This window comes from Paractinoplanes durhamensis, assembly GCF_016862175.1.
GTDB classification, from domain to species: Bacteria; Actinomycetota; Actinomycetes; order Mycobacteriales; family Micromonosporaceae; genus Actinoplanes; species Actinoplanes durhamensis.
On the sequence record NZ_BOML01000034.1, the window covers coordinates 12,400 to 29,611 of the forward strand.

Here is a 17,212-nt window from a genome sequence, read left to right on the forward strand (position 1 = left end):
ACAACTCACCGTCGGACCACGACGGGCCGAACATGACGAATCCCTAGCGGGAGTTGCTCCGGTCAGTCGAGTTGACCGTTGTAGTCGGGGAGCTTGAACGTGCGCTCGGCGTGGCCACCGTCCAGGTCGGTGATGCTGTTGCCGATGTTCGCGACGATCGTGTAGCCGCGGCGCTCGATGTCGATGCGGGCGTTCGTCTTCAGGGTTTGGTTGTCGCTGAAGTCGAAGGTTTTGCGCGTGTAGAGGTCGGTCCAGGTGTAGCCGACGACGCTCAGGTTGATCACCGTGGGGCCGCCGATGATCTCGGGGCGGGCGGTGACGAAGAAGATCGCCGCACCGGCGGCCTTGGCCTGCTTAGCCAGTGCCAGGACGGTCGGCGTGGCGTCATACGGCTTGTACTTGCTCTGCAAGGCGGTGTTGTCGATGTCGAGCACAATGGCGGGCTTGATGCCGCTCGCCGGGAGACGCGTGCCGAGGAAGGCGGAGGCCTGATCGGTGACGACTTTGACGTCGGCGAGCCAGGTCTCGTAGGAGGGCAGCGCCTGCGCCACGAGGATTGAGCGCGGTGCCGCCTGGGCGGGCGCGGCGACGCCGGTGGCGAGCGCGGATCCGGCGGCGGCGAGCATGAGGCCGCGCATGATTACGGTACGCATGGGGTGTTCCCCTCGACGTTGTTGACGGGTCTCCGCGAACAGCTGATCGACGCTCGCCGACGCTCGCGGGACTTCGAGCGATCGATGTGGCTCGATTAACTTACCCGACGGTAACTTGCCTTCTCAACAGATCGCGGGATTAATCCGGGTCGATGTGGAGTGGCGTGGGGTAGCCGACGTCGACCTGGGGTCGGCGGGTACGAGGTCGGGAGCCCAGGAACAGCGTGAGTGTCCGGATCTGCCACGAGCCGCTCGATACGTGTGCTGGTTGCGCGGCTTGCCGCGGCAGCCGATGCCGGCGGCCGCACAGCATCCGGAAGCTGATCAGCTTCCAGCCGTTGGCCAGCACCATTGGTCAGCGACCGGGCCCTCCGTGACGTCAAGGTATGACCCACCAGGGATGCGGAAGCCCATTGATCCGCAATGACGGTCATATAAATTGATGCACGTGATTCTAACGCATTGATCCCCGTCTTTTGCCTCTATCGGGCAGGCGGCACGGGGTCGATGCTCGGGAAAGGAAACCACGTGCGCAAATCTCGACGTCCACTCTGGGCGGCGTGCCTCGCCGTCGGGATCGCGGTCCCGACCGCCGTCGCCGCCGGGGCGAACGCAGCGGCGGCCGGCACCCCCTCCGGTCTCACGACGACCGTCCAGATCGGCCAGGCGACCAGCGACGCCCTCTCCGTGCGTTTCACGGTGCGCAACACGTCGGCGGCACCGGTCAACGTGCTCTCCCGTGACCTGCCGCAGGCTCACGACTCCGGAGCGATCCTGGCCGTGACCAGGGACGGTGTGCCGGTGGCCTACCGAGGTAGGTTGGTGAAGCCGGCAGCGCCGACCGCGGCCGACTACACCAGCATTCCCGCTGGTGGCACCTACACCGCGACCATGGACCTGGCCGACGAGTATGACCTGTCGCAGCCGGGCACCTTCACGGTCACGCTGGCTTCGACCCAGGTGCGGGCCTCCGCGGGCACGCTGCGGGTCAACGCCGGTCGCGCCACCGTGCGCACCAGCGCCGGCATCCGGGGTGCCGCCAAGGTGTCCAGTGCCGCGCCGACAGCCACCGAGCAGGTGAACGTCGCCGCTGCGGCGGCAGCGGTCACCCTCACCTACCGTGGTTGCACCACGAGTGAGCAGACCTCGCTGAAGACGGCGATCAGCAACGCCACGACGATGTCGCAGAAGTCCCAGACCTGGCTGGCGGCGAACCCCTCCGGCGGAGGCGCCTACACCACCTGGTTCGGCACGTACAGCTCGTCGCGGTTCTCCCGGGTGACCTCTGCCTACAGCAAAATCACCGGCGAGCTGACCAGCAAGACTGTGACGCTCGACTGCACCAGCAACGAGGACTACTACGCCTACGTATACCCGGACGAGCCGTACATCATCTACCTCTGCAACGCGTTCTGGTCGGCGCCGGCCACCGGTACCGATTCGAAGGCCGGAACACTGATCCACGAGTCGAGCCACTTCACCGTCAACGGCGGCACCGACGACCACGCCTACGGTCAGACCGCGGCCAAGCAACTCGCCGTGTCGAGCCCGGCCAACGCGGTCGACAACGCCGACAACTACGAGTACTTCGCCGAAAGCCGCTGATCCAGCCGTCGGCTCACCCCGTGTTCTTCGGACACCCCCCGGTGAGTGCCGCACTCACCGGGGCGGTGTCCCGCCGGCTCAGGGCCGGCGGGACACCGGATCAGGCGTCCAGCGCCGGGTAATCGGCGTAGCCCTGGTGGTCGCCGCGGCGGCCCGCAATCCCGGCCACCGGCGCAGTCGAAATGGTCCACCGGCAAAAATCCGCTGGGGCACCCGAGATCGCCTCTTCGGAACGGCCCGTGACCAGACGCTCCGGTCGTCGTAAAGGTTCGAAGAACGGCCGCCCACCTGCGTCCCACAAAGATCAAGGCCGTATAGCTCGAAAGCTATACGGCCTGGTGAAGCTGTGGTGCGCCGCGTAGGACTTGAACCTACAACCCGCGGATTAAGAGTCCGCTGCTCTGCCAGTTGAGCTAGCGGCGCTCGTTGGCAACGACGAAAACGTTAGCACGCACCCCCATGATCCTTGAAATCGGCCCCCTCCCATGAGCTTCACAGCTTGAATCAGCCTCAGGGATGACCCGCCGGCTTGCATCCATGCGGCAGGATGTGCCCGCAAACTTCAGAACGGGGTGCTCAGGGATGGTCGGCATGCGGCGCTCGCTGGTGATGGTGGTGGCTGCGGTGGTGCTCGCGCCGCTGGCCCTCGCCGGCTGTGGTGACAAGAAGTCCGGCGGCACCGCCGCCTGGGCGGAGCCCGGTGCCGACGCCAGTGCCAGTGCCGGCGCGGCGCCCGGTGCCAGCCAGGGGCCGGTCACCGAGTCGGCCGACGTTCCGATCAACCTCACCGTGACGCCGGCCGTCGGTAAGAAGGACGTGCCGGTCAGCTCCGAGGTCGGCTTCACCGTCTCCGGCGGCAAGGTCACCACGGTCAGCCTCACCGATGCCGCCGGCAAGGCCGTCGCGGGCGCGCTGCGGGCCGACGGCTCGAGTTGGGTTCCGGCCGCCACCCTCAAGGCCAAGACGACGTATGCGGCGAGCGTCACCGCCACCACGGACAGCGGGCTCACCAAGACCGCAACCACCACGTTCACGACGATGGGCGCGGTCGGTAAGAAAACCGGCACCGGTCTCTACCTGTTCGACGACCACACGTACGGCGTGGGCATGCCGGTCGTCGTCGAGTTCAACCCGGGCATCAAGAAGGCGGACCGCGCGGCGGTGGAGAAGCGGATGTTCGTGGAGACCACCCCGTCCCAGTTGGGCGTGTGGTCGTGGACGTCGAGCGGCACCCAGGCGTATTACCGCTCGAAGGAGTATTGGCAGACCGGCACGACGCTGAAGGTCCGGATCGCGGTCGGCGGCCTGCCGACCGGCGGCGGGCGCTACGGCGACCGGGACCGCGCGGCCACCGCCAAGATCGGCCGGGATTTCCGGATGACGGTCGACAACGCCACCAAGAAGATGGTGGTGACGCAGGACGGCAAGGTGGTCCGGACGGCGCTGGTGAGCCTGGGGCGCAAGAGCAAGCCGTCGGTCAGCGGCACGATGGTCGTGATGGACAAGCTGGCGTCGACGGTTTTCGACACCACCGACACCGACGGCGCGGCCGGTTACAAGACCAAGATCGAGTACGCCCAGCGGATCACCTGGAGCGGTCAGTACGTTCACTCGGCTCCGTGGTCGGTCGGCGCGCAGGGGCACACGAACGTGTCGCACGGTTGCGTGAATGTCTCGCCGTCGAATGCGCAGTGGCTGTTCGACAAGACGCTGATCGGTGACCCGGTGGTCGTGAAGGGCACCGGCGACAAGCTGGCGTACGGCGACGGCTGGACCGCATGGAACGTGAGTTGGGCGGAGTTCGTCAAGGGCAGCGCCCTGCCGGTCCCCGACAGTCTGAAGTGACGAGCCACGCAACGGTTGGGTAGGGCTGACGCGTCTTGGGGGTAGAGAACATGAAACCCCTGCGCCAGAAGCCCCGAATCGGGCGATATGCGGTTTTAGCCTGTGTGACGGTTAACCCCGGCGGCACGAATCCGGGATTGGTCGCATCGCCTTCATAGAGCAGTATTGGGCGCCGGGGACGAACGACGCCGTGAGAGGGACCATGAGGATCAGTCGAGTTCGCCGGCCGTGGCGTTTTGCCGCGGTCGCGTTGATCGCAGGCACTGTCCTGCTCAGCTCCGGCTGCGGTCGCGGCGACAAGTCGCCGTCCTGGCAGGGCGGCGGCACCAACCAGGCCGACGGCGGCAGCGCATCTGCCGAGCCGTCGCCGACGCCCACGTTGAGCACCGTGGCTGTCACCGAACCGGCCGCCGACGCGAAGGATGTCGTCGCGATCACCGCGGTGAAGTACACGAGCGAGGACCCGGAGAACACCACGGTCACCGTGACCGACGCCAAGGGCTCCGAGGTCAAGGGCACGCTCGACAAGGACGACAAGACCTGGAAGCCGGAGAAGGCCCTGGCCTACGGCACTCAGTACACGGTGACCGTCAACGGCACCGCGACCGAGGGCAAGAACGGCTCGGCCACCAGCACCTTCACCACGATGGCGAAGCCGGCGAAGACCATTCGGGTGACCAGCTTCCTGGGTGACAACCAGAAGGTCGGCGTGGGCATGCCGCTGATCATCAAGTTCAGCAAGTCGATCCCGGAGAAATACCGGGCCGAGGTCGAGCGGCGGATGACCGTCACCGCGACCCCGGCGCAGGAGGGCACCTGGGGCTGGGTCAGCCCGACCGAGGTGCACTACCGGCCGAAGGTGTTCTGGCAGGCCAACTCCAAGGTCTTCTACAAGGTGCAGCTGGCCGGCGTGCCGCTGGGCAGCGGTTACTACGGCAAGAGCGACCTGACCGTCGACCTCAACATCGGCCGCGCGTTCGTCATGACGGTCTCCAACAAGACCAAGCAGATGACGGTCAAGGAGAACGGCAAGGTCATCAAGACCATCCCGGTCAGCCTCGGCAAGTCGAGCACGCCGTCGTCGAGCGGCACGATGGTCGTGATGGACAAGCAGCGCCACACGATCTTCGACACCACCGACACCGATCCGGTAAACGGTTACAAGACCCCGATCGACTACGCGCAGCGCATCACGTGGAGCGGCCAGTTCATCCACGCGGCGCCGTGGTCCGAGGGCAAGCAGGGCCACGTCAACGTCTCGCACGGCTGCGTGAACGTCTCCGAGGCGATGGGTGCCTGGCTCTTCTCCCGCACGATGATGGGCGACCCGATCACGGTCTCCGGCACCGAGGAGAAGCTGAAGGACGGCAACGGCTGGACCGACTGGAGCCTCAGCTACGAGCAGTTCAAGAAGAAGAGCTACCTCTAGGCACGACGCAAGCTCGGTTCGAAAAGGCGCGGTCGGCGACGACCGCGCCTTTTTGGTGCGTACGGCGTAAGCACTCTTAATATGGATAAATGCGACTTCTGATAGTTGCCGGTGTCCTTCTGGCGGCCGTGTCCACCGCCGGTTGTGGCGGTGAAGATCAACCCATAGTGACCGCCGCGCCGTCCGGTTCGGCGGCCCGGCCGGCCGATCCGAGCGCCGCCGACGACCCGCCCGGCTCGGTCGGCTGCGCCCAGTTGGCGGTCGCGGTCGAGGCGGGCAGCCTGATGGACGCCGGCATCGTCGACGCGATCGTCACGGCGAGCGGATCCGCGGACGCGCCGCTCGCCGATGCCGCCGGCCGTCTCGGGACCGCCTATCGGGCCGCGGTCGCCGCCCACGGGAAAGCGGATGAACCCGACAGGATCGCGGCGGTTGGTGCCGCTGCTTCCGATATGTCCGGCGTGTGCGCGGACAGTGGCCTGCAGACCGCCGGGTGATCTTCGAGTGATACCCCTCGATGCCGTCTTGACCAGGGATTTCGAGGCTTGCGCGGGCTTCGCGCGTTGTTTCGACATCTGTAGCCGGAGCGTGACACGAGTTCGGTCACAATCCTTCCCAGCCCGGTGATCCAGCAGGCAGGATGCATGCCCGGACCAAGGTCACCGGGGGCAGCGACCAGGTCCTGGGGGAGGAAAACGAGTTATGGCGCAGATCCATCACTTCGACCATGGGTGGATCACACCCACGGTCAGTTACCTACTGTCGGTGCTCGGATCGTTGCTGGGTCTCACCCTCGCGGTGCGGTTCCGGACGGCCAAGGGCAGTGGCGAGCGCACCTGGTGGCTGATCCTCTCGGCGCTCGCCATCGGCGGCACCGCGATCTGGAGCATGCACTTCGTCGCGATGATGGGCTTCAGCGTCACCGGCACGCCGATCCGCTACGACGTCGGCCTCACCGCGGCCAGCGCGATCATCGCGATCGTCGCCGTCGGGATCGGCCTGAGCATCGCCCTGTTCGGCACCCGCGCCCGTAACGCCCGGGTCCTCACCGGTGGCGTCATCGCCGGCCTCGGGGTGGCCGCGATGCACTACACCGGCATGGCCGCGATGGAGCTCAACGGCGAGATCAGCTACTCCGCGACCCGGGTGGGCATGTCGATCGGCATCGCCGTGGTCGCCGCGTCGGTCGCGCTCTGGCTCGCCGTCACGGTCCACCGGCCGGTCGTCATCTTCCTCTCCGCCCTGGTCATGGGCATCGCGGTGAACGGCATGCACTTCACCGGCATGTCCGCGATGTCGGTCGTCCAGGACGACCCGGCCGTCACCCTGAAGGGGGCCACCGCGGCCGGCCTGATCGTGCCGATCGGCCTGGCCGTGGTCTTCGGGATCATCGGACTGGCGTACGCCCTGGCCGCCGCCCCCACCGAGGAGGACCGCGCGGCCGCGGCCTATCTCGCCGCCCGCCGCGAGGCCGGCACCACCGGCGTGATCCCGCGGCAGCCGGGCCCGGACGGTGTCGCCGACGCGCGGCGCGGCCCGTCGTCGCTCGGCGGCAGCTCCTGGACCTACCGCGACCGCTCGAACCGATAACCGGCGCCAGCGCAGGTGTGACGCAGATCGGCGGCTTTCCGGCCGCTGCAACCTGGTGGCACCCGTAATCGACCCGTCCCGCACCCTCCCGTTGCCAGATTCTGCTGAGTCAGGTTGCACGGGAGGAGCAGGACAGACGTGTCGACGCTGGGCGACCTCGGCCGGCCGGGTGCCGTGCTTGAACCGTGCACGACGATGGATCACGTCGCGACGCTGTTGCGGGAGAACCCGGACTGCCCCGGCGTGATCACCGTGCACAACTACGTCATCCACCTGTTCGACCGGGCCCGGATGGACTCGATCATGCTGGGCGGTCTCGGGTTCGGCCCGGTGCTGCAGGCGCGCCGGCCGCTCGCCGCCGTGCTCGACGAGCCGGCCCTGGTGCTGCCGGCCGCGATGGCCTGGGATGCCGCGGCCCGCGCCGCCCTGGCCCGCCCGGTCGGCCGCAAGAACATCCCGGCCGTCGTCGAGTACCCGGACGGCACGCTGGGCATCGCGCCGATCGGGCCGCTGGTCGAGTACCTGAGCGACAGCTACGCGGCGATGGCCCTGCGGGACAGCCTCACCGGGCTCGGCAACCGGCGGATGCTCGGCGAGATGCTGGCCGCGATCGACCCGGCCCGGCCGGTGGCGGTGATGCTCGTCGACCTCGACCGGTTCAAGGAGATCAACTCCGCGCTCGGCCATCAGGGCGGTGACCAGGTCATCCAGCACGCCGGCGCGGTGCTGGCCGAGCACTGCGCGCAGGCGTTCCGGCTCGGCGGCGACGAGTTCGTGGTGCTGGTCGAGGACCCGCTGGCCGACCTGGACGCACTGGCCCGGCGCATTCTCACCGCGCTGCACGAACCGATCACCGTCGACGGCGTACGCATCCAGGTCGAGGCCTCGCTCGGGATGGCCCGTGGGCCGGCCACCGAGGCGCTGCTCGCGAAGGCCGACGCGGCCATGTTCGCGGCGAAGCGGGACCGCACCGTCATCGAGCGCTGGCGGCCCGAGCTGCGCGCCGAGCACGAGACCGACCTGAGCCTGCAGGCCGAGCTGCGCAGCGCGATCGCCGACGGCCAGCTGGTCCTGCACTACCAGCCGCTCGTCGACCCGGCCGGCCGCGTACGGTCCGTGGAAGCCCTTGTCCGCTGGCAGCACCCGGACCGTGGCCTGCTCCCGCCGGGAGCGTTCCTGCCGCAGGCGGAACGCTCGGCGGTGATCACCGACCTCACCGACCGGGTGCTCGCCGACGCCGTCGCCCAGGCCGCCCGCTGGCGTGCCGCCGGGCTGCATCTGCCGGTCGCGGTCAACCTGGCCGCGCCGGTGCTGGCCCAGGACCGGTTCGTCGGCGTCATCCGGTCGCTGCTGGAGCAGTACGACCTGCCCGGCGCCGCGCTGATCGTGGAGATCACCGAGAGCGCCGTGGTGACTCGGCCGGAACGCGCGGCACGGCGCCTGGACGCGGTGCGCGACCTGGGCGTACGCGTCGCCATGGACGATTTCGGCACCGGCTACACGTCGCTGGCGTTGCTCACCCGGCTGCCGCTGGACGAGCTGAAGCTGGACCGGGCGTTCGTGAACCGGATCCACCACCCGATGGAACGGGTGATCGTGGAGGCGGTCGCGCGGATGGCGAACGGACTCGGCCTGACCCTGGTGGCCGAGGGTGTGGAGGACCAGCACACCGCCGATGTGCTCAACGGGCTCGGGTTCGACCTGCTCCAGGGCTTCCATTTCAGCCGCCCGGTGCCGGCCGATCAGCTAGCCGTCGGGGAACGCACTGCGGCCTGACCCTCAACTCGGGCGTTTCGGTGCCGATCGGGTGCGGTATGGCTGTTGGCATCCTGGGCACCGGCTCCTACCTCCCGGCTGAGGTGGTGACGAACGCCGACCGGACCACCCGGCGGCTCGCCACCCCCGACGAGGCCGCCTCCGATCTGTCCGCGCACGCCGCGCGGGCGGCGATCGCGCACGCCGGTCTCACCGCCGGTGACATCGACTTCCTGATCGTGTCGACCTCGACGCCGGACTCACCGCAGCCGCCCACGGCGAACCTGGTGCAGTCGGCGATCGGCGCGGACCGCGCGGTCTGCTTCGACATCAACGTGGGGTCGGCCGGCTTCGTCTTCGGCCTGGGCCTCGCGCACAGCCTCGTCGTGGTGAACCCGTCCGCGCGGGTGCTGATCATCGCGGCGGACGTCTACTCCCGGATCGTCGACCGCGATGACCTGGAGACGGCGGCGCTCTTCGGCGACGGCGCGGGTGCCGCGGTGGTCGGCACGGTCGGCCACGGGTACGGGATTCTCGACCTCGAGCTGGTCTCCCGGGGCGCCGGGACCGGGCTCATCCGGGTCGACGCCGGCGGTAGCCGGCTACCGGCGTCCGAGAAGACGCTGGCCGACGGGGACCACTTCCTGCGGATGGACCGGGCGGGCCTCCGCGACTTCGTCGCGTCCGAGGTGCCGTGGGCCCTGGAGGCGCTGCTGCGGCGCACCGGGGTGTACGCCGCCGCGATCGATCACTTCGTGCCGCATCAGGCCGACGGCGTGCTGGTGAACGAGCTGGTCGGCCTGGCCGGCCTGCGCAACTCGCGTACCCACGTCACGTTCGACCGCTACGGCAGCCCGGGCAGCGCGTCGGTGCCGGTCACCCTGGACGAGGCGGCCCGCGCGGGCGCGCTGCGCGACGGCGACCTGGTGCTGCTGGCCGGGTTCGGCGGCGGCATGTCGGTCGGCGCGTGTCTGCTGCGGTGGCACCCTATCGAGGCTGCACCAGCCAGTCCCATGCCTTCTTGAGGCCGGCCCCGAGCCCTTCGTCGTTCTCGGCGGCGCGAGCCGCCGGGTCGGCGCTCGGCTCGGGCAGCTCGGCGGCCGGCACCGAGATGATCACGCCGTGCTCGAAGAGCCCGTCGATCACGCCGGCCCGGGCGAACCGGTGCCCGGCCGGGGTCTTGACGATCAGGCCGTGGAACACGTCGGACTGCTCGTCGTCGAGCACGTGCACGACCTCGCCGGCCCGGTCCCCGGACGTGTCGAAGGCGGGCGTGCCGTCGGCGAGCACCAGGTAGGAAACCGGGGCGCCGAGGTCCTCGGGAGCTTGGTTGTCGGTCATGCCTCCGGGTTACCCGGCGCGGACCGCGACTACACGGGCCGCTCGCCCGGAAGCGTCGCGATCTCGCGGTAGAACCGGTCGATCTGGCGCACCGTCGCCTCGAAGTCGTCGAGACCGAACGGCTTCGTCACGTACGCGTTGGCTCGCTGCTGGTAGCTCGCCACGATGTCCGGAGCCGCGCCCGAGGTGGTCAGAATGACCACCGGGATGGCCTTGAGCTTGTCGTCCGTCTTGATCGCGGCGAGCGTCTCGCGCCCGTCCATCCGGGGCATGTTGAGGTCGAGCAGAATCAGGTCGGGACGAGGCGCCTCGGCGAACCGGCCCTCGCGGTGGAGATAGTCGAGCGCCTCGCGGCCGTCGGCCACCCGCTCGATGGTGGTGTTCCGCTCCGACTGCTCCAGAGCCTCGGAAATCATCAGGGCATCGGCGTCGTCGTCGTCCACGACGAGGATCTGCAGACTGCGCACGCACGTCCCCCTTGTTTGCTGTGCCGCAAGCATAGGGGCAGGTGTCGATCCTAACTACGGCTGGGTGCTGGGAATCAGTGTCTTCTCCGGCTTGGCGGGTTCGGGCTCCAACTCGGCAAACCAGCGCAGCACCTGACCGGGTGTCAGGTCGTAACCGGTGGCCCGCGCGCCGGCCCAATTCACCCCCACGAGCAGGCCGTCGTGCTCCAGGCTCACCATCCAGTTGGACAGCCAGTCGTCGACGCTGATCGGCACGACCTCGAACCCCTGATACGCCGTGACGTGCTTGACGACCAATTGGGCGCGGGTGGGTTTCGACCAGAACGGCACCGCGCGGTGCGCGCCGTCCGGATCGGCGGGCGCCGGGAAACCGCTGGGGTCCCGAATGGCGAAGACCCGGCCTTCGGCCGAAACCTCCCGGCGGAACGCTGCTCGGTGAGCTCCGCTGAGCGACATGAGGTCTCTCCTTCCTAGGCGTACGCCTATTCATGGTGGCCGTCGTTTCGCGGCCATGCAGGCACTCAGCTTTTCGGCCGATGCCCACTAAACATTTTGTACAGGAAAGAGGGTATAAGTCCGAAACGCGCCTGAAAAGCGCACCCCCTTGCTGACATCCACCTAGTGTCCGTTTTGCCCGTAACGTCTGCCGGCGTCGGGCAGTTCAAGCAGCCACCGGAGGAATTGGGATGAACAAGAGTCGGCGAATCGCAGCGATGGTCGCACTGGCCACCGCTTCCGTGGGGATGGCGTCCGCTACCGCGGCCGCACCCGCCGCGGCGGCATCGCGTGGCCCACAACCGGTGTCCACCTGGCTTCGTGCGGTGCAGGCCAACACCGACAGTTGGGTCAGCATCAACTGGCGCACCGACCGGCGTATCTGCGGCGCGGCCGTCCGGGTCTTCGCCCGTGACGTCGACGTCGACTACCGCGGTCGCCGCAACTTCGCGACGTTCGCCCGCGGTGGCGACACCCTCCGCCCGGGTCGCACCGACGCCACGGTGATCACGGTCAACCCGGACTACGACCGGGCCGGCATCGCCCGCCTGCGGGTCGCCATCTCGTTCGACAACTGCAGCCGCCGGGCACGCACCGAGTTCCGCACGTTCACGGCGACCCTCCCGGTCCTGCGCAACAACGACTGGCAGCACCCGGGCATCCCGGGCTGGCCGGGTGGTCCGGGCCAGCCCGGCCGTCCGGGTGGTCCGGGCGCCCCGGGTCAGCCCGGCCGTCCGGGTCAGCCAGGTCAGCCTGGATGGCCGGGTCAGCCGGGTCAGCCGGGTCAGCCGGGTCAGCCGGGTCAGCCTGGACAACCGGGTCAGCCGGGCAAGCCGGGTCAGCCGGGTCAGCCGGGACAGCCGGGACAGCCGGGACAGCCTGGATGGCCGGGCAAGCCGGGTCAGCCGGGCGGTCCGAACAAGCCGAACCTGCCGAACCTGCCGAACGTGCCGGCGCAGCCCGTCAAGCCGGACGCCCCCTTCGCGCCGGTGAAGCCGGACGCGCCGACGCAGCCGGATGCTCCGGTTGCTCCCGCGCGGCCGGACACCCCGGCCAAGCCGGACGCTCCCACGCAGCCGGACGCTCCGGCCAAGCCGGACACCCCCGCGCTGCCGGACACCCCGGCCAAGCCGGACACCCCGGCCAAGCCGGACACCCCCACGCAGCCGGACGCCCCCGCGAAGCCGGACACCCCGGCCCAGCCGGACGCCCCTGCGCAGCCCGACGCCCCGACCAAGCCCACCAAGCCGGGCAAGCCCGGCGGCCCGGGCCACACCCCGGGGCAGAACAACGACGGTCCGGGCCAGGACGGTCCGAACAAGCCCGCCAAGAACTGACCCGTACCCGGGTGATCCAGTTCTGACGCGGAAAGCCGGCGGGTGGGCGGGGTCTGGTGACGGGCGGCGCCATGCCGTCACCCGTCCACCAGCGCCGGCCGCAAAACACCGGGCAAATCAGCAAAGAGCAGCATCCAGTGCTGCGGGCTTCTAGGCTCGGAGACTGGCGCGTCCGGTAGCCGCACAAACGGGGTCCGACCCGTGCGGCACCGGCGAAATGACGGCCGACGACCTGGCTCTCGGCTATGAGGATTGTTCAGGCCGGCGGAGATCGAGCCGCTGACCTGCGGCCCTCTGCAACTCAAGGTGGGTCCTGAATAACCCTCGATGTCACTACCCGGCGATTACGCCGAATACATAAAAAGGGATGCGCCCGGCCGGCTGGGGGGCAGTACCGGCCGGGCGCAGGTCCTGATCTACCAGCGGGCCATGATGCCCGCGGGATTGGTGCACACCACGTCCAGCGCCCGCGTGATCACGTCGGGGTCGTAGGTGGAGGCATGGAACGTCGCTTCCAGATGTAGCGCACCGTCCAACTCGCTCGTGGTGAGCGTGATGCCCTCGGGGCCACTGTGAGTGGGAACGCTCAGATTGGCGCGTGACGCGGCGTCAACCGTCCACGGCAAGTCCGACAGAATGTCATGACGGCCCTGATTGCTGAGCGTGAGCTTCGGCCGCGGCGTCGTCGAGATCTTGCCGGGATACGGTTCGGGCACGGCCGGGGCGCCGGCCACCATGATCCGACCGGCACGCCGCAGCATCATGCCGAGCACCCGGCCCGACGCCAGTTCGGCCTGCAGGGTCTCGTTGACGGCCCGCGGATCGGTCAGGTCGCGCGGACTCAGGCGTACCCCGATGCTGAAGTTGCTGTCGATCCGGACGTCCCGGTCGAGGTAGCGGCGCGCGTCGATGTGGAAGACGGCGCCGCTGAGATCCGGGTCCAGGCCGAGGTCGCGCAGTGCCGCCGCGAACGCCGCGAAGGTGATGGCCGTGGTGGTGACCCCGGGCGCGGCCCGATCCCGCCACTCCCGGATGTGCCGCAGGATCTCGCCGGACCGGTCGCTGCGCACGGTGAGCTGCGGTGACCAGTCGCGCTCGGCCGGCGCGTCGATGACCCGCGGGCCGGCCACCTCCTGCCGTGGCCACAGGCCGAACCGCTGCCACCAGGCCCGGACCAGGCGATACCGGATGTACCGGCGGGCCGCCGGGAAGCTCGCGGCGCGGTCCTCGGCGGCCGCGTGCACCAGCTCGTACAGGAGCTCGTTGACCGGTTCGGCATCGCCGTAGGCGTGCGAGACCTTGAACGCCACGTACCCGGCCCCGACCACGATGCGCAGCGGGTGCTGGCCGCGCGGCTCGGCCTGCAGCCGGCTGGTCGCCTCCTCGAAGTCGACCGTCCAGTCGCCCAGATCGCTGACCGCCGCGTTCACGTGCAGCGCGAACTCCTCGGCGCTCAGGTGCTCCCAGCGCGGGGTGGTCCGGTCGAGCCGGGACACGGCGCGGTGCGTGGGGTCGGCGGCGTGCAGGCCGATGAGCGCGTTGCGCATCCGTTCGGCGGTGACGCCGTAGAGCGGGCCGACCGTGCGAATGCTCTCCAGCGACAACCGTGCCTCTTCGCTGAGCGTGAGATCCGTCGCGGCCACATACCCTCCCCCCGGCTCAGAACGCGGTCACTGGGGTACCACGCTAGTTACCTGGCGTAGTGGGTTGTACGGGAGAGCGGATGGGATCACCGGCGCTGTCCGGAGTGGACACCGCGAAATCGTGTGACCGTCGGTGACCGTTCGGCGGACGTCAGAGCCATCCGGCCCGTTTGAGTCGCCAGTACAGCCCGCCGCACACCACCGCGATCACCCCGATCACCGCCGGATAGCCATAGTGCGAGTCGATCCCGGGCATGTGGGTGAAGTTCATCCCGTAGATCCCGGCGAGCACGGTCGGGACGGCGGCGATCGCCGCCCACGCGGCGATCATGCGCATGTCGTTGTTCTGGTCCATCGACACCTGCGCGAGCCGGGCCTGCAGGATCGAGTTGAGCAGGTCGTCGAAGCCGGCGACCCGGTCGACGGCGCGGGCGAGCCGCCCGCGCACGTCGACGAAGTAGGGCCGGAGGCCGACCGGCGGGCCGGCCAGGTCGAGGAGCCGGTCGAGGGGTTCCTGCAGCGGCAGCACGGCCCGCTTGAACTCCACCATCTCCCGTTTGAGCTGGTAGAAGTGGGCGATCTCGGGGGAGCGCTGCGGCCGGAAGGTCTCCTCCTCGAGGCGTTCCAGGTCGCGTTCCACGGCGGCGGCCACGTCCAGGTAGTCGTCGACCATCCGGTTCCCGATCGCGTACGCCACCGCCCACGGCCCCAGCTTCAGCACGGCCGGCCGTTTCTCCAGCTCCTGGCGCACCGGCCAGAGCGCACCGGCCGCGCCGTGCCGCACCGTGATCACGAACCAGTCGCCGATCAGCACGGTCACGTCACCGGTGTCGACCACCTCGGAGGTGGCGGTCAGCTCCTCGTGCTCGACATACCGGGCGGTCCGCAGCACCAGCCGGGTCACGTCGCCGATGGTCTCCAGCGCCGGCCGGTGCCCGCCCTCCACGGTCTGCTCGACGAGCAGCTCGTGGAGGTCGAACGCCTTGGCGATAGACCGCATCGTGACCAGGTCGGGCTCGTGCAGCCCGAGCCACACGTAGGTGCCGCGCCGCCGCGCCTGCCGGACGGCCTGGGTGTAGTGCACCGTCCCCGGCTTGCGCGCACCCGCGGTGTAGATCGCGCAGTCCACCACCGCATCCGGGTTGTGCCGCCGAGGCCGGGGAGTTGCCCGTTCCGGCCGCGGGTTGATCCCCTCGATGAGCCGCCCGATCGCTCGCGGAAGGATCTCCGCCGTCCCCCGCCGCTGCCACCCGAACATGTAGCCCCTCCGCGTTGTCCATCGCCGCGGCTCGACGGTAGCGGTCAGGTGGAAGTCCGCATCGCGCGCACGCCGACGAACAGCCCGAAGGCCGCGACTCCGGCCGCCGCGACCAGGCCGGTGACCGTGGTCGCCTGCCAGATGTCGCCGTCGAACAGCGCCCGCTCGGCATCCACCACGTAGCGCAGCGGGTTCCACGCGGCGAGCGTGCGCAGCCAGCCCGGCCCACCGTCCAGCGGCAGCAGCACGCCCGCGAGCAGCAGGATCGGAAAGAGCACCGTCTGCTGCACGGTCCAGAACAGCCACTCCTGATTCTTCGACGCGAGCGCCAGCGTGTAGGAGAGCGCACCGACGCCGATGCTGAAACCGGCCATCACGACCAGCCCGAGCAGCGCACCGCCGAGGTGGAAGCGGTAGCCGAACGGCAGGCAGACCAGCACGATCAGGGCCGCCTGCGCCACCATCGGCACGATCTCCTTGAGCGCGCGCCCGATCAGCAGGGCCGGCCGGCGCAGCGGGGTGACCAGCATCCGCTCGTGCGAGCCGGTCTGGATCTCGAACAGCAGGTTGGACCCGGTCATCGACGCCGAGAACAGGCAGGACATCACGATGATGCCGGGCACGAACCATTGCAGCGCCGCGCTCCTGTCGCCGGGCAGCAGCGGCGCGAACAGCCCCAGGAACACCAGCGGCTGCACCATCGCGATGATCATCGTGAACGGGCTGCGCAGCGTGGGCCGCAGCTCGCGGCTGAACACGGTGCGGGTATCGGTGACGAGTGACGTCATGGCTCAGACCTCCACGAGTTCCGGGACCGGCGTGCCGTCGGTCTTCGAGCCGCCTTCGCGCAGGCTGCGCCCGGTGAGCGTGAGAAAAACGTCGTCCAGCGTCGGCCGGGTGACCTCGACCGACGCCACCGGCAGGCCGGCGGATCGCAGATCTTCGAGCATCCCCGGCACCTGCCGCGGCCCACTCTCCGTCCGAATCGTCAGTTCCTTGCCGTACGCGGACCCGCCGCGCCCGGACAGCACGGTGGCCGCTCCCGCCGCCGCGTGCTCGGTGTCGAACCCGAGCCGGATGGTGTCGCCGACGTGCTCGGCCTTGAGTCGCGCCGGCGAGTCGTCGGCGATGACCCGCCCGTGGTCGACGACGATGACCCGCTCGGCCATCGAGTCGGCCTCGTCCAGGTAGTGCGTGGTCAACACGATCGTGGTGTCGTGCTCGGCGCGCAGCCGCAGGATGTGCTCCTGCAGGTTGGCCCGGTTCTGCGGGTCGAGCCCGGTCGACGGCTCGTCCAGGAACAGCAGCTCGGGCGCGTGGATGAGCCCCATCGCGATGTCCAGCCGCCGCCGCTGCCCGCCGGACAGCGTCGACACGGTCCGGTCGGCCACGTCGCCGAGCCCGAGCGAGTCGATCAGCTCCGCCGCGCGCGTCCGGGCCTGCCGCAGCCCCATCCCGTAGGCCCGCCCCTGGCTGAGCAGCTCGTCCCGGCCGCGCTGGCTGTGCCCCGCGCCGTTGCCCTGCCCGATGTACCCGATCCGCTGCCGCACCTCCCGCTGCTGCCGCACCACGTCGAAGCCGGCGACGCTCGCCGTCCCCGAGGTGGGCGGAATCAGCGTCGTCAGCATCCGCAGCGTCGTCGACTTGCCCGCGCCGTTCGGCCCGAGCAGCGCGACCAGCTCGCCGCGAGCGACCGTGAGATCGATCCCGTCGACCGCGCGAACGTCCTTGAAGTGCTTGGTCAGCCGTTGTGTCTCAATCATGTTCCCCACGCTAGAAACCGTTGCGGACAGT

At 69.4% G+C, this 17,212-nt stretch carries 16 protein-coding genes and 1 tRNA gene; 8 read left to right on the forward strand and 9 right to left on the reverse strand.

Annotation, left to right across the window (positions count from 1 at the left end; genetic code table 11):
- Positions 1 to 62 precede the first annotated feature (62 nt).
- The gene (locus tag Adu01nite_RS20620) at positions 63 to 638 is read right to left on the reverse strand and encodes an HAD family acid phosphatase (protein ID WP_239132574.1); all 576 of its coding nucleotides are present in this window, start codon (positions 636 to 638) and stop codon (positions 63 to 65) included.
- 543 nt (positions 639 to 1,181) lie between these two features.
- Between Adu01nite_RS20620 and Adu01nite_RS20625 the strand changes: the two genes are divergently transcribed.
- On the forward strand, positions 1,182 to 2,258 hold the full coding sequence (locus Adu01nite_RS20625; protein WP_203728548.1) for a M35 family metalloendopeptidase: 1,077 nt from the start codon (positions 1,182 to 1,184) through the stop codon (positions 2,256 to 2,258).
- A 347-nt stretch (positions 2,259 to 2,605) separates the two neighbouring features.
- On the opposite strand, the gene Adu01nite_RS20630 is transcribed toward Adu01nite_RS20625, so the two are convergent.
- A tRNA-Lys gene (locus tag Adu01nite_RS20630) sits at positions 2,606 to 2,681 on the reverse strand.
- Positions 2,682 to 2,840: 159 nt separating this feature from the next.
- Between Adu01nite_RS20630 and Adu01nite_RS20635 the strand changes: the two genes are divergently transcribed.
- From Adu01nite_RS20635 to Adu01nite_RS20660, 6 genes are all read left to right on the forward strand, one after another.
- Positions 2,841 to 4,103, forward strand: coding sequence for a L,D-transpeptidase (locus Adu01nite_RS20635; RefSeq protein ID WP_203728549.1), 1,263 nt, complete (start codon positions 2,841 to 2,843; stop codon positions 4,101 to 4,103).
- Positions 4,104 to 4,305: 202 nt separating this feature from the next.
- On the forward strand, positions 4,306 to 5,532 hold the full coding sequence (locus tag Adu01nite_RS20640; protein ID WP_203728550.1) for a L,D-transpeptidase: 1,227 nt from the start codon (positions 4,306 to 4,308) through the stop codon (positions 5,530 to 5,532).
- Positions 5,533 to 5,621: 89 nt separating this feature from the next.
- A complete protein-coding gene (locus Adu01nite_RS20645) occupies positions 5,622 to 6,029 on the forward strand; it encodes a hypothetical protein (RefSeq protein ID WP_203728551.1) in 408 nt (135 codons plus the stop codon).
- Positions 6,030 to 6,234: 205 nt separating this feature from the next.
- Entirely contained in the window at positions 6,235 to 7,122 is an 888-nt protein-coding gene (locus tag Adu01nite_RS20650) for an MHYT domain-containing protein (RefSeq protein ID WP_203728552.1), read from the forward strand.
- A gap of 138 nt (positions 7,123 to 7,260) precedes the next feature.
- On the forward strand, positions 7,261 to 8,898 hold the full coding sequence (locus Adu01nite_RS20655; RefSeq protein WP_239132575.1) for a putative bifunctional diguanylate cyclase/phosphodiesterase: 1,638 nt from the start codon (positions 7,261 to 7,263) through the stop codon (positions 8,896 to 8,898).
- Between the two features lie 38 nt (positions 8,899 to 8,936).
- Positions 8,937 to 9,902, forward strand: a complete 966-nt coding sequence (locus Adu01nite_RS20660) for a 3-oxoacyl-ACP synthase III family protein (RefSeq protein ID WP_203728553.1) — start codon at positions 8,937 to 8,939, stop codon at positions 9,900 to 9,902.
- Here Adu01nite_RS20660 and Adu01nite_RS20665 read toward each other — a convergent pair.
- From Adu01nite_RS20665 to Adu01nite_RS20675, 3 genes are read right to left on the reverse strand one after another with little or no spacing between them, the layout of a single operon-like run.
- On the reverse strand, positions 9,865 to 10,218 hold the full coding sequence (locus tag Adu01nite_RS20665; RefSeq protein ID WP_203728554.1) for a hypothetical protein: 354 nt from the start codon (positions 10,216 to 10,218) through the stop codon (positions 9,865 to 9,867). The genes Adu01nite_RS20660 and Adu01nite_RS20665 overlap by 38 nt on opposite strands.
- 29 nt (positions 10,219 to 10,247) lie before the next feature.
- Positions 10,248 to 10,685 carry a response regulator gene (locus Adu01nite_RS20670; RefSeq protein ID WP_239132576.1) on the reverse strand — a complete coding sequence of 146 codons (438 nt, stop codon included), beginning with the start codon at positions 10,683 to 10,685 and terminating at the stop codon, positions 10,248 to 10,250.
- A gap of 54 nt (positions 10,686 to 10,739) precedes the next feature.
- Positions 10,740 to 11,141 carry a DUF2750 domain-containing protein gene (locus tag Adu01nite_RS20675; RefSeq protein WP_203728556.1) on the reverse strand — a complete coding sequence of 134 codons (402 nt, stop codon included), beginning with the start codon at positions 11,139 to 11,141 and terminating at the stop codon, positions 10,740 to 10,742.
- 230 nt (positions 11,142 to 11,371) lie between these two features.
- Between Adu01nite_RS20675 and Adu01nite_RS47905 the strand changes: the two genes are divergently transcribed.
- Entirely contained in the window at positions 11,372 to 12,517 is a 1,146-nt protein-coding gene (locus Adu01nite_RS47905) for a hypothetical protein (protein ID WP_239132577.1), read from the forward strand.
- Between the two features lie 416 nt (positions 12,518 to 12,933).
- Here the strand turns inward: Adu01nite_RS47905 and Adu01nite_RS20690 are convergent, their stop codons facing one another.
- The 4 genes from Adu01nite_RS20690 to Adu01nite_RS20705 all read right to left on the reverse strand — a co-directional run bounded on the left by Adu01nite_RS20690 (position 12,934) and on the right by Adu01nite_RS20705 (position 17,181).
- A complete protein-coding gene (locus Adu01nite_RS20690; protein ID WP_203728557.1) occupies positions 12,934 to 14,160 on the reverse strand; it encodes a hypothetical protein in 1,227 nt (408 codons plus the stop codon).
- Between the two features lie 151 nt (positions 14,161 to 14,311).
- On the reverse strand, positions 14,312 to 15,418 hold the full coding sequence (locus tag Adu01nite_RS20695; protein ID WP_203728558.1) for a magnesium and cobalt transport protein CorA: 1,107 nt from the start codon (positions 15,416 to 15,418) through the stop codon (positions 14,312 to 14,314).
- Positions 15,419 to 15,462: 44 nt separating this feature from the next.
- Positions 15,463 to 16,206: an ABC transporter permease gene (locus Adu01nite_RS20700; protein WP_203728559.1), complete on the reverse strand. Its 744-nt coding sequence runs from the start codon at positions 16,204 to 16,206 to the stop codon at positions 15,463 to 15,465.
- 3 nt (positions 16,207 to 16,209) lie between these two features.
- On the reverse strand, positions 16,210 to 17,181 hold the full coding sequence (locus Adu01nite_RS20705) for an ABC transporter ATP-binding protein (protein ID WP_203728560.1): 972 nt from the start codon (positions 17,179 to 17,181) through the stop codon (positions 16,210 to 16,212).
- Positions 17,182 to 17,212 lie beyond the last annotated feature (31 nt).